The 12,138-nt window shown below is 67.2% G+C and carries 13 protein-coding genes; 3 read left to right on the top strand and 10 right to left on the bottom strand.

Features of this window, described 5'->3' with window-relative positions:
• Positions 1 to 46 precede the first annotated feature (46 nt).
• The 7 genes from rlmN to FHR94_RS13185 form a co-directional block, all read right to left on the bottom strand.
• Entirely contained in the window at positions 47 to 1,174 is a 1,128-nt protein-coding gene (gene rlmN, locus FHR94_RS13215) for a dual-specificity RNA methyltransferase RlmN (protein ID WP_183326193.1), read from the bottom strand.
• A gap of 60 nt (positions 1,175 to 1,234) precedes the next feature.
• Complete coding sequence (ndk, locus tag FHR94_RS13210) at positions 1,235 to 1,663, bottom strand: nucleoside-diphosphate kinase (protein WP_183326192.1); 429 nt, start codon at positions 1,661 to 1,663, stop codon at positions 1,235 to 1,237.
• Between the two features lie 347 nt (positions 1,664 to 2,010).
• Positions 2,011 to 2,337 (bottom strand): HesB/IscA family protein, encoded by a 327-nt coding sequence (locus FHR94_RS13205; RefSeq protein ID WP_183326191.1) that lies wholly within the window; start codon positions 2,335 to 2,337, stop codon positions 2,011 to 2,013.
• A gap of 26 nt (positions 2,338 to 2,363) precedes the next feature.
• The gene (locus tag FHR94_RS13200; protein WP_183326190.1) at positions 2,364 to 3,521 is read right to left on the bottom strand and encodes an aminotransferase class V-fold PLP-dependent enzyme; all 1,158 of its coding nucleotides are present in this window, start codon (positions 3,519 to 3,521) and stop codon (positions 2,364 to 2,366) included.
• Positions 3,522 to 3,561: 40 nt separating this feature from the next.
• Complete coding sequence (locus FHR94_RS13195) at positions 3,562 to 4,032, bottom strand: Rrf2 family transcriptional regulator (RefSeq protein WP_183326189.1); 471 nt, start codon at positions 4,030 to 4,032, stop codon at positions 3,562 to 3,564.
• A gap of 111 nt (positions 4,033 to 4,143) precedes the next feature.
• Complete coding sequence (cysE, locus tag FHR94_RS13190) at positions 4,144 to 5,010, bottom strand: serine O-acetyltransferase (RefSeq protein WP_246389954.1); 867 nt, start codon at positions 5,008 to 5,010, stop codon at positions 4,144 to 4,146.
• 79 nt (positions 5,011 to 5,089) lie between these two features.
• A complete protein-coding gene (locus FHR94_RS13185; RefSeq protein WP_183326188.1) occupies positions 5,090 to 5,848 on the bottom strand; it encodes an RNA methyltransferase in 759 nt (252 codons plus the stop codon).
• A gap of 181 nt (positions 5,849 to 6,029) precedes the next feature.
• Between FHR94_RS13185 and FHR94_RS13180 the strand changes: the two genes are divergently transcribed.
• The 3 genes from FHR94_RS13180 to hmpA all read left to right on the top strand — a co-directional run bounded on the left by FHR94_RS13180 (position 6,030) and on the right by hmpA (position 8,747).
• On the top strand, positions 6,030 to 6,824 hold the full coding sequence (locus tag FHR94_RS13180) for an inositol monophosphatase family protein (RefSeq protein ID WP_183326187.1): 795 nt from the start codon (positions 6,030 to 6,032) through the stop codon (positions 6,822 to 6,824).
• A gap of 234 nt (positions 6,825 to 7,058) precedes the next feature.
• Positions 7,059 to 7,400, top strand: a complete 342-nt coding sequence (locus FHR94_RS13175; RefSeq protein WP_183326186.1) for a hypothetical protein — start codon at positions 7,059 to 7,061, stop codon at positions 7,398 to 7,400.
• Between the two features lie 147 nt (positions 7,401 to 7,547).
• Positions 7,548 to 8,747, top strand: coding sequence for an NO-inducible flavohemoprotein (gene hmpA, locus FHR94_RS13170; RefSeq protein WP_183326185.1), 1,200 nt, complete (start codon positions 7,548 to 7,550; stop codon positions 8,745 to 8,747).
• A gap of 100 nt (positions 8,748 to 8,847) precedes the next feature.
• Here the strand turns inward: hmpA and secF are convergent, their stop codons facing one another.
• The 3 genes from secF to yajC form a co-directional block, all read right to left on the bottom strand.
• A complete protein-coding gene (gene secF / locus FHR94_RS13165) occupies positions 8,848 to 9,771 on the bottom strand; it encodes a protein translocase subunit SecF (protein ID WP_183326184.1) in 924 nt (307 codons plus the stop codon).
• A 9-nt stretch (positions 9,772 to 9,780) separates the two neighbouring features.
• On the bottom strand, positions 9,781 to 11,631 hold the full coding sequence (gene secD, locus FHR94_RS13160; protein WP_183326183.1) for a protein translocase subunit SecD: 1,851 nt from the start codon (positions 11,629 to 11,631) through the stop codon (positions 9,781 to 9,783).
• Between the two features lie 144 nt (positions 11,632 to 11,775).
• Positions 11,776 to 12,111, bottom strand: a complete 336-nt coding sequence (yajC, locus tag FHR94_RS13155) for a preprotein translocase subunit YajC (protein ID WP_183326182.1) — start codon at positions 12,109 to 12,111, stop codon at positions 11,776 to 11,778.
• Positions 12,112 to 12,138: the final 27 nt, after the last annotated feature.

Genomic DNA, 12,138 nt, shown 5'->3' with positions numbered 1-12,138 from the left:
TGACCATCAAAGCGCTGTGCCTGGGCGAAGTCAAGGTGGCCCGATCTCAGTCGGCATCCAGCTGGATCGACTGGATATAACGGGCGTGACGCTTGGTGCGGTCCTTGACCCGCCCCACCAGCTGGCCGCAGGCGGCATCGATGTCGTCACCGCGGGTGGAGCGGATCGGCGCCGTGTAGCCGAGTTCATAGAGCCACTGCTGGAAGCGCATCACCTGGTTGCGGGACGGCGTCTCGTATCCCGAGTGGGGGAAGGGGTTGAACGGGATCAGGTTGATCTTGCAGGGCAGTTCCTCAAGCAGCGCGGCGAGCTGTTCGGCATGTTCTCGCTGATCGTTGACGTCCTTGATCACCGTGTACTCGATGGTGACCATTCGCGTGTCGTCGCACTTGGCCAGGTAGCGATGGCAGGCATCGAGCAGGGTGCGGATATTGTACTTGCGGTTGAGTGGCACCAACTCGTTGCGCAACGCGTCGTTGGCGGCGTGCAGCGAGATGGCCAGGCTCACGTCGAGCTCGTCGCCAAGCCTGTCGAGCATCGGCACCACCCCAGAGGTGGAGAGGGTGACGCGGCGCTTGGAGAGGCCATAGCCGTTGTCGTCGAGCATCAGCTTCATGGCCGGCACCACGTTGTCGTAGTTCAGCAGCGGCTCGCCCATGCCCATCATCACCACGTTGGTGACCGGACGGTTGGCGGTGTCCTTGCGGGGGCCGACGCTGTTGCTGGCGACCCACACCTGGCCGATGATCTCGGCGGCGGTGAGGTTGCGCTGGAAGCCCTGCTTGCCGGTGGAGCAGAAGCTGCAGTCCAGCGAGCAGCCGACCTGGGAGGACACGCACAGCGTGCGGCGCTTGCCGTTCTCGGCGGGGATCAGCACCGTCTCCACGTAGCTGCCGTCCTCCACCTCCAGCACCCACTTGCGGGTGCCGTCGCTGGAGGTGCCCTCGTAGACCACCCTCGGGCCCCGGATCTCGGCGACCTCGGCCAGTCGCGTGCGCAGCGCCTTGGACAGGTTGGTCATGGCCGCGAAGTCGGCGCAGCCCTCGTGGTGGATCCATTTCATCACCTGGGTGGCACGGAACTTCTTCTCGCCGATGGAGAGGAAGAAGGCTTCCATCTCCTCGCGCGTCATGCCGAGCAGGTTGGTGCGTTGCGGAGCAGGGATGGCGGTCATGGCAGTCAGCGGGTCGGTGGGGCTGAGCGGGGGTGGGAGCCCCCCGCCGGTGACAGGCGATCAGCCGCGCGGGCAGATCTCGCTGTCCTCGAAGAAGTAGGCGATCTCGCGCTCGGCGGATTCCGGTGAGTCGGAGCCGTGAACGGCGTTGGCGTCGATGGACTGGGCGTAGTCGGCGCGGATGGTGCCGGCCTCGGCTTCCTTGGGGTTGGTGGCGCCCATCAGGTCGCGGTTGGCGGCGATGGCGTTATCGCCCTCCAGCACCTGCACGACCACCGGACCGGAGGTCATGAAGCCCACCAGGTCCTTGAAGAAGGGGCGTTCCTTGTGCTCGGCGTAGAAGCCTTCGGCCTGCTCCTGAGACAGCTGGAGCATCTTGGCGGCGACGATCTTGAGGCCGGCCTTCTCGAAGCGGCTCTCGATCTCGCCGATCACATTCTTGGCGACGGCGTCGGGCTTGATGATGGACAGGGTGCGCTGGTTGGCCATGGGGGCATATCTCCGGTTAAAAGGAAGTACGGGATGACGCCGCGCCGCCCCCGTGCTCCGGTGAGGAGGCGGGGACGGCGCGGCGTGGCGAATCAAGCGGCGCGGCGCCGGGCGCCGACTGGGCGCAGAGTATACCGCCCCGGGGCGGCGATAAACAATCGCGCTCCGGTTCCGACGAGGGGCGTCGCCATTGCACAAGCGAGGAGCGCCGGGGACAGGCCGAAGAGGGGGTCCTATTCCAGGGATGGAATCGGTAGCGCCCATGGAGGGGTTCACAGCGCCCCCTCGAAGACCTGTCGACGGAGTAGCCCCGAACACACGACTCTGACGACGACCACCTGGCGGCTTCAGACGCTGAAGCTCTCGCCGCAGCCGCACTGGTCCTTGACGTTGGGGTTGTTGAAGCGGAAGTACCGGTTCAGGCCCTCGGATACGTAGTCGACCTCGCTGCCGTCGAGCATCTCCAGGGCCTCGGGGGCCACGAAGACACTGACGCCGTGTTCCTTGAAGGCCACGTCGTCATTGGCCGCCTCGTCGGCGAAGTCGAGCACGTAGCTGTAGCCCGAGCAGCCGCTGGGCTTGACCGAGACCCGCAGGCCCAGGCCGTGGCCACGCTCCTCGAGCACCCGGCGGATCTGCTCGGCGGCGGAAGTGGTGATCGAAAGGTGCGCCATGCTGTTCTCCTGCAAGCGGTGGTGGATCAGGACGTCTGACGACGCAGGCCGGTGAAGGCGTGTCGCAGGGCCTCGATGGCCCGGTCGATGTCGTCCTCGGTGGTGAAGCGGCCGAGGCTGATGCGCAGCGAGGCCAGTGCCAGGTGCCGCGGCACCCCGATGCCCTTCAGAACATAGGATGGCTCGACGCTGGCCGAGTTGCAGGCCGACCCGGTGGACAGCGCGATGTCGCGCAGAGCCATCAGCAGCGACTCGCCATCCACGCCCTCGAAGGCCAGGTTGAGGATATTGGGCACCGCCACGTCGAGAGCCGTGTTGTGATGGATGCCCTCCAGCCCCTCGAGCCCGGCCAGCAGGCGGTCGCGCTGGGCGAGGATCCGTGCCTGGTCGGCCTCGCCTTCGCGACCGGCGAGGGTGAAGGCTTCCCCCATGCCGACGATCTGGTGGGTCGGCAGGGTTCCGGAGCGCATGCCGCGCTCGTGGCCGCCGCCGTGGATCAGCGCCTCCAGGCGCAGGTCCGGGTCGCGCCGGACATAGAGGGCGCCGACGCCCTTGGGCCCGTAGGCCTTGTGGCCGGACAGCGACATCAGGTCGATGCCCAGACGCGTCACGTCCAGGGGCAGGCGCCCCACCGCCTGGGCGGCGTCGGTATGGAAGACGGCGCCCCCGGCATGGGCCACCTCGGCCAGCGCCGCCAGGTCGTGGATGACGCCGAGTTCGTTGTTCACTGCCATCAGCGACACCAGCACCGTGTCCTCGCGCATGGCGGCGCGCAGCTGCTGTGGCGCGATGCGACCATCACGATCCGGCGTCAGCCAGGTTACCTCGACGCCCTCGGCCTCCAGCGCCGTCGCCGTGTCGACCACGGCCTTGTGCTCGATGCGTGAGGTTATCAGGTGGCGGCCGCGGGCCCGGTTGGCGCGCATGAAGCCGGTCAGTGCCAGGTTATCGGCCTCGGTAGCGCCGCTGGTCCAGACGATCTCGCGGGGGTCGGCACCGATCAGGTCGGCGACCTGGCGACGGGCGACTTCCACGGCCTGTTCCGCCTGCCAGCCGGGCATGTGGCTGCGCGAGGCGGGGTTGGCGAAGATGCCGTCCAGGGTCAGGTGGCGGCTCATGACCTCCGCAACCCGTGGGTCGACTGGGGTGGTGGCGGCGTAATCGAGATAGACGGGTGCGCTCATGGGCTCGCTTGAGGATTCTGGAGGTGAAGCGGCCGGTCGCTCAGGGCGACGAGGCCAGGATGGTGTCGCCGTCCTGCCGGCGGCGCTGGCGGCCGGCGATCGCCTGGACGTCGGGGCGTCCGGCGAGCTGGCCCAGGGTGACGCTCTCGAGGAAGCCGTGGATCTGCTCGGAGAGCTCGCTCCACAGGTGGTGGGTCAGGCAAGTATCGCCCTGCTGGCAGTCCGACAACCCCCCGCAGCGGGTGGTGTCCACCGACTCGTTGACGGCATCGATGACCCGGGCCACCGTGATTGTCTCCGGCGCCATGGCCAGCAGGTAGCCGCCACCGGGGCCGCGCACGCTCTCCACCAGGCGCGCCCGCCGCAGGCGAGCGAACAGCTGCTCGAGGTAGGACAGCGAGATCTCCTGTCGGCGCGAGATATCGGCGAGGCTGATCGGGCCGGCATTGGCATTCAGCGCCAGGTCGAGCATGGCGGTGACGGCGTAGCGTCCCTTGGTGGTCAGGCGCATGAGGAAGTTACCTCGGCGACGACGCGTGGGTCGGCGGTCGATGGAAGCGTGCCGACGTCCCTGGGAGAGGTCGGGTCGAACCGACATTATGGTAAAGACCGAGTAGCGTGGTCAACCATTTCCCCGGGCGGGCGGCTTCGGCTCACGCTGGCGGGAAGTGGCGGTTCCCTCGCGCTCTGCCGGTGAGCAGCCGCTATCCACGTCGTCGAGGATCTCGGCGAAGTCCTCGTCGCGCAGCTCGGGAAGCTGGCCGTCGCGGTAGCTGGCGTCCACCTTGCGCAGGGTTTGGCACATGCGCTCGATGCGCTCGTCCACCGCATGCATGTGGTCGAGCATCGCCTGCATCGAACGGGCCACCGGGTCGGGCATGTCCTGGCTGACCCCGTAGGCGTCGAAGCCGAATTTCTGGCGTATCGCCTCGCGGCGTGCGGGATCCACCTCGAGGGCCTCGGCGCTGTCGGGTTCGTCGCGCTTGACGATCTTGCCGGGGATGCCCACCACCGTGGCGCCGGCGGGCACCTCCTTGGTGACCACGGCGTTGGAGCCGATCTTGGCCCCGGTGCCTACGCTGAAGGGCCCTAGAATCTTGGCGCCGGCCCCGACGATCACCCCGTCCTCCAGGGTTGGGTGGCGCTTGCCCTGGTTCCAGCTGGTGCCGCCAAGGGTCACGCCCTGGTAGAGGGTCACGTCGTCGCCCACTTCGGCGGTCTCGCCGATCACCACGCCCATGCCGTGGTCGATGAAGAAGCGCCGGCCGATCTTCGCCCCGGGGTGGATCTCGATGCCGGTGAGCCAGCGCGAGAAGGTCGACAGGGTCCGTGCCAGCCACTTGAGGTTGTGCTGCCATAGTCGATGGCTCAGGCGGTGGATCAGCAGGGCATGCAGGCCCGGGTAGTTGGTCAGCACTTCCAGGAAGTTGCGCGCCGCCGGGTCGCGGGCGAATACGCTGTTGATGTCCTCGCGCAGACGTTGAAGCATGCAGCGGTCCTTGGTGGCGGGCGAAGGAGGAGGTTTTTTATAGAAGAGGCTTTTATAGTGGGGGCACGGCGGCGGCGCTTCAAGGCGTCCCGTCGTCGCCGGTGGCGCGTTCGGCCTGCTGCTGCGTGGCGGTGAGAATGCCGCGCAGGATGTTGAGCTCCATGCGCTCCGGCCGGGCGCGCAGGGTGAAGCGGCGTAGTCGGGCCATCAGCTGGCGGGGGGTCGCCGGGTCATGGAAGCCGATATCGATCAGAGTACGCTCCAGGTGGGCGAAGTAGTGCTCGAGCTCCGCATGGCTGGCCAGGGCGGAGGCGGAGGCCGTGTCGGCATCACTCGGGCGCCCCTCGAGCCAGGCGAGCCGACACTCGTAAGCCAGCACCTGCACGGCGGCGGCCAGGTTCAGCGAGCTGAAGTCCGGGTTGGTGGGGATATGCACGTGGGCATGGCAACGTTGCAGTTCGGCATTGGTCAGTCCGCTGTCCTCGCGGCCGAAGACCAGGGCCACGTGGGCCTCGGGGTCGGCCAGCTCCTCGGGAAGCTGGCTGCCGAGCTGGCGAGGCGTGATCATCGGCCAGGGCAGGGTGCGCGAGCGGGCACTGGCGCCCACCACCAGGGTGCAGTCCGCCACCGCCTGCTCGAGGGAGGCCACCACTCGAGCGTCGTGCACCAGGCGGTCGGCGCCCGAAGCCCGGGAGACGCTGTCGGCGGTGATCGCCTTGCAGCGCGGGGCCACCAGGGCCAGGTCCGAGAGGCCCATGTTGTGCATGGCGCGGGCCGTGCCGCCGATGTTGCCGGGGTGGCTGGTGCCGATCAGGACGATGCGGATGCGGTCGAGCATGAAACTTCCTGTGAGGCTGGTGGAACGGCAGGAATGGGAGTCTAGCATGTTGCGAGCGCCGAGCGCCGAGCGCCGAGGGGCAAGGGCCGTGGCGCTACGGGCCGGGCTCTGCTAGGATTCGCGCCATCGTTCCGAGCGAAAGCCCCGTTCTTTAACACCACCGACTCCCCAAGGCCCGATCATGCATCCGATGGTCCAATTTGCGCTGCGCGCCGCGCGCAGCGCCGGCGAACAGTTCCTGCGTATCCGCGAGCGCATCGAGAACGCCCATGAAGAACACAACCTCGACCGCCTGCTCGAGGACGCCGCCCGCAACGCCGAGACGCTGATCACCCGTCAGCTATCTCGCGGCTACCCTCAGCATGGCGTCGTCGGTCGCTATACCCCCCATCGCAGCGGGGAAGGCGAGGGTAGCGACGTGCTGTGGCGCATTGAACCCTTCCATGGGTACTCCAACCTGTGCGTCGCCTCGCCCAGCTTCGCGCTGTCGCTGGTCTGCCTGGTCAAGGGCCGCCCGGAGCATGCGGTGGTGATCTGCCCCTTCAGCGATGATGAATACCTGGCCAGCCGTGGCCGCGGTGCCCAGCTCAACGGCAAGCGCATCCGCGTGCCGAGGAGCACGGCGATTGCCGGCAGCCGCATCGCCATGAGCCTGCCGGAGACCTGGCTGCGTGCCCGCCTGCTGCCCGCCTACCTGACCCTGGTCGAGCAGCTCGCACCGCAGATCGAGGTGCAGCGCGCCTCGGGTAGTGGCCTGCTGGACCTGGCCGAGTTGGCTGCTGGGCGGGTCGAGGCAGCCTTCGTGCTGGGCCTGGAGGAGCAGGACATGCACGTCGGGACCCTGCTGCTCAAGGAGTCCGGCGCGCTGATGGGCACCCCCGACGGCCAGCCTTCGGTAACGCCCGAAAGCCAGCTGATGGCCGCCGGCCCCCGCCTCTACAAGGCGTTGGTCAAGCAGCTCAAGCCGCACTTCTAGCCTCGAGGCTCGGCGGTCCGGTGGAGCCGGAATGGCCACGCAAGACGCCCCCGCGGCCTGGCCGCGGGGGCGTCTTGCATTCAGGGCCTGCTCGGGGCGGATGACCCGGCGTCGACGGGACTGTTCTGTCTCGGTGTGTTGGTATAGGTTTGGGGAGGGAGTGACCTGCAGCCACCCGGTTTCATGCGCCCCGGCCTCGCCGGGCCATGAACCCCACTCGCGAGAGGAGTGATGATGCAACCGCTCAGCTATTATTACCACAATGTGCTGGAAAGCCTGGAGAAACCCTGCGATGTCCCCGCCGTGCATCTTCAGGAGGGCTATGACCTCCTGTATCGCTACGGCGGCCGGGTCGAGATGGACCTGATTCGCCGGGCCGAGGAGGCCAGCGCGAATGGCGAGCCGCCCCCCTGGCACGAGGCCCTCGATGCCGAGCAGCGGGACAAGCTGCGCCGCGCCCTCGATGACGAGAATCCCGCCAAGATCCTCAAGCTGATGCAGCGCAACGGTTATACCGGCGTGCTCTATCACCACGCTCGCGAAGTCTTCTCTCCCGACGCCCAGAGCGTCGCCTAGGCCAACTCTCAACCGCCCCGCCCCGGGTGCCGCCGGTCCCACGCGACCGGGCCATCAAGCAGGAGGAATGTTGCCTCCTGCTTGATCCGGCCAGAAAAAGGTATTATGAATACCACTTAAGGCCCGCACGTCAAACCGGAGGGTTGCATGCTGTCCCAGTCCACCATCGATACGGTCAAGAGCACCGCCCCGCTACTCGAGGATGAAGGGGAAAGGATCACCCGCCTGTTCTACGATAAGCTGTTCAGCCACCACCCCGAGCTCAAGCACATCTTCAACATGGCCAACCAGGCGAAGGGGGAGCAGGCGCGTGCCTTGGCCGATTCGGTCTTCGCCTATGCCAGCCATATCGACCAGTTGGAGGCCCTGGGGCCGGTGGTCAAGCGCATCGCCCACAAGCATGCCAGCCTGCAGGTAGCCCCGGAGCACTACCCCATCGTCGGCCAGTATCTGCTGGAAGCGATTCGCGACCACCTCAAGCTGCACGATGATGATCCCGTGCTGACGGCGTGGGCAGAGGCCTACGAGGCCCTGGCGGCGATCTTCATCCAGACCGAGGAGGGGGTCTATCAGGCGAACGAGGCCACACCCGGTGGCTGGCGCGGTGATCGCGCCTTCCTCATCGACAGGACCGAGCGCGAGACCGACGAGGTCAAGTCCTTCTACCTGCGACCGGAAGACGGCCAGCCGATCGCCGACTTCCGTCCCGGTCAGTATGTGGGGGTCAAGACCCGGCCGCCGTCCTCACCGTTCGACGAGATCCGCCAGTACTCGCTATCCAGTGCCCCCGGGGAGCCTTACTATCGCATTACCGTCAAGGCGGAGGCCGCCGGCACTTCGCTCCCCGGCCAGGTCTCTAACTTCCTGCACGGTGCCAGTGTCGGTGACAGGGTCTGGCTGCGGCCGCCCACCGGTGATTTTGTCGTCGAGAGGCGTTTCGAAAGGCCGGTGCTGATCGGCGGGGGGATCGGCATCACGCCGCTGGTCAGCATGTTGCTCAATGCGGTAAAGCAAGGCTGGGATCTCGAGCACCTGGTGTTCATCCACTGCTGCCGCGACCGCTCGCACCATGTCATGCACGATGAGCTTCGCGCGCTGAGTGCGCAGAAGGGCTTCAAGTATTATGTTGCCTACGAGCAGGGGGAGGGGGCCGACCATCTCGGCTACCTTGACTCGGCCATCCTCGAGAAGTGGCTGCCCTTCGAGGGTCGCGGCGATGTCTATTTCTGCGGCCCCACGGCCTTCATGGCGGGGCTGAACATCCTGCTCAAGCGGATGGGCTATGGCGACGACCAGCTCCATTACGAGATCTTCGGACCGCGTATCCGCTTCAGCGAGGCTCCCTGACAAGAGTCAGGCATGAAACGAAGACGCCACCCGGCATGCCGGGTGGCGTCTTCGCATCAGCGCCGTCTGCTGGCGGCGCAGCGCAGGCAGAGGCGCCGGCCTAGGGCAGCTCCTCGGCCTCCGGGTCTTCCTTCTTGGCCGGGATCAGGTCCTCGCGCTGCAGCTTGAGCGGTAGCAGCAGGGCCGCGGCCACGTAGATGGACGAGAAGGTCCCGATCACCACGCCGATGATCAGCGCCACGGCGAAGAAGTGGATCATGTCACCGCCCAGGGTGACCAGGGCCAGCAGCACCAGCAGCGTGGTGCCGGAGGTCGCCAGGGTCCGCGACAAGGTCTGGTTGATCGCCTCATTGAAGATGATCGGCATGTCGTCGATGCGCGACTTGCGGATGTTCTCGCGGATGCGGTCGTAGACCACGATGGTGTCATTGAGCGAGTAGCCGATCACCGCCAGCACGGCGGCCAGCACGGTGAGATCGAACTCGAAGCCGAACAGCGCGAAGGTGCCGACCACGATGATCACGTCGTGCAGCAGGGCCAGCAGGGCGCCCAGGGCGAACTTGTACTGGAAGCGGGCGGCCACGTAGAGCATCACGATGCCCAGGGCGACCAACATGCCCAGGCCGCTTTGGTCGCGCAGCTGGTCACCCACCTGGGCGCCGACGAACTCGGCGCGCACCAGGTCGACGCTTTCGCCGCCCTGGCGCAGCAGCGCCACCACCTGCTCGCCGACATCGGGGTCGAAGGCCTGCTGCAGGCGGATCAGCACCTCGGTGGCGGCGCCGAAGGTCTGCACCGAGACATCCTGGAAGCCGGCGGCCTCCAGGGTCTGGCGGATGCTGTCCAGGGCGGGGGCCGTGGCGTAGCGGACCTCCACCAGGGTGCCGCCGGTGAAGTCCAGGCCCAGGTTGAGCCCGTTGACCACCAGGGCGGCGATCGACACCACCAGCAGCGCCGCGGAGATCGCGAAGGCGATGCGGCGGTTGCCCATGAAGTCGAACTGTCGATTGATGAGGGTTTTCATGACCACCTCTTATATCCGGAGCGTCTTGACCGGCTTGCCGCCGTAGGTAAGGTTCACCATCGCTCGGGTCACCATCAAGGCGGTGAACAGCGAGCTCAGGATGCCCAGCGACAGGGTCACGGCGAAGCCCTTGACCGGCCCGGTGCCGATCGAGAACAGGATCAGCGCCACCAGCAGGGTGGTGATGTTGGCGTCGACGATGGAGGTGAAGGCGCGCTCATAGCCGGCGTGGATGGCCTGCTGAACCGACAGCCCCGTGCGTAGCTCCTCGCGGATGCGCTCGAAGATCAGCACGTTGGCGTCCACCGCCATCCCCAGGGTGAGCACGATGCCGGCGATCCCCGGCAGCGTCAGGGTGGCCCCGAGCATCGACATGACCGCCACCAGCAGGGTCAGGTTGAGCGCCAGGGCGAGGGTGGCGAAGACGCCGAACACCTTGTAGCGCACCAGCATGAAGGCCACCACCAGCAGCAGGCCGATTTGCACCGAGAGCACGCCGCGCTCGATGTTCTCCGCACCGAGGCTCGGCCCGATGGTGCGCTCCTGGGCGAAGTAGATCGGTGCCGCCAGGGAGCCTGAGCGCAGCAGCAGCGCCAGCTCGGCGGCCTCGGTGGGCGAGTCGAGGCCGGTGATGCGGAAGCTGTTGCCCAGCGCGCTCTGGATGGTGGCCAGGCTGATGATGCCGCGCTCGGTGTAGGGGTCACGGACGGTGACGGCCTCACCGTCTTCCATCACCGTGCGTTCGCGGGTCTTGTGCTCGATGTAGAGCACCGCCATGTTGCGGCCGATGTTGGTGCGGGTGGCGCGGTTCATCAGGGTGCCGCCGGTGCCGTCCAGGTCGATGTTGACCTGGGGCCGGCCGTTCTCGTCGAAGCTGCGGCTGGCGCTGGAGACGCTGTCGCCGGTGATGATCACGTCGCGCATCAGGGTGGCGCTGCGCGAGGGCTCGTTGCGGAACGGGAAGGTCTGGGTCTCGGCCTCCGGCGTGTCGGGGCGAGCCTCGAGACGGAACTCCAGGTTGGCGGTGGCGCCGACGATGCGCTTGGCGGCGGCGGTGTCCTGCACGCCGGGCAGCTCCACCACGATGCGCGCCGGGCCCTGGCGCTGGACCAGCGGCTCCGCCACCCCCAACTCGTTGACCCGGTTGCGCAGGGTGGTGAGGTTCTGGTTGATGGCGTAGTCCTGGATCTCCTCGACCTGCTGGTCGGTGAGGGTCATGCGCAGCGCGGCGCCCCGGCCGGCATCGCGGTTCTGGAAGTCGAACCCGGGGTACTCCCGGCTGATCAGCCGGCGCGCCGCATCGCGGTCCTCGGCGTTCATGAAGTCCATGCGGATGGAGCGTGTGCCGATCTCGGTATTGCGATAGCGGATCCGCTCGTCGCGCAGCATCTCGCGCATGGCGCTGGCATTGACCTCGAGGCGCTGGGCCAGGGCGGCTTCCATGTCGACCTCGAGCAGGAAGTGCACGCCGCCGCGCAGGTCGAGGCCCAGGGTCATGGGCGAGGCGGAGAGCGACTGCAGCCACTCCGGCGTAGACTCGGCGAGATTGAGCGCCACGGTGTAGTCGCCACCCAGCATATCGCTGATCAGGTCGCGGGCCCGTGCCTGATCATCGGTGCTCTCGAGGCGGATTAGGACGCTGGCGGGCTCGCGCTCGACGGCCTGGACCTCGATGCCGGCCTCATCGAGCCGGGTACGGATGCGCTCCACCTGGCGTTCGTCGACGGTGACGCCACCCCGGTCGCTACTGATCTGCACGGCCGGATCGGCAGGGAACAGGTTGGGAAGGGAGTAGATCAGGCCGACGAGAAGGACGAGGAGTATCAGCAGATACTTCCACAGGGGATAACGGTTGAGCATGGGGGCCCTGCCCTCAGGTTGCTGGCAATGGAGGCTGGCGGATCGGGGCGCGGCCGCGGGGCAGGCCGGCCGGCGCCCGCTCCGATGGCCGCGGGGCGGCCCACGCACCGCCCCGGCGAGGGCGGTGGCGAAGGCGCGGCCCGGTCAGATGGACTTGAGCGTGCCCTTGGGCAGCACGGCAGCCACGGCGTTCTTCTGCACGTTGACCTCGGTGCCCTCGGCGATCTCCATGGTCAAAAACTCGCTCTCGTCGCTCACCTTGGTGACACGCCCCAGCATGCCGCCGCCGATGACGATCTCGTCACCCTTGGAGAGGCCGGCGACCAGCTGCTTATGCTGCTTGGCCCGCTTGGCCTGGGGGCGCCACAGCAGGAAGTAGAAGATGGCCACGAAGCCGACCAGCATGACGATCTGGGCGATGCCGCCACCGGCGGCGCCGGCGTCCTGGGCCATGGCCGGGGAGATGAAGAAGTCCAGCATGTATGACGCTCTCCTGGGTGGTGAAAA

The sequence above is a fragment of the Halomonas cerina genome (genome assembly GCF_014192215.1).
Classification (GTDB): Bacteria; Pseudomonadota; Gammaproteobacteria; order Pseudomonadales; family Halomonadaceae; genus Halomonas; species Halomonas cerina.
Note: the sequence above shows the minus strand (reverse complement) of the source record. Positions and strands in the feature narration are given on the sequence as shown.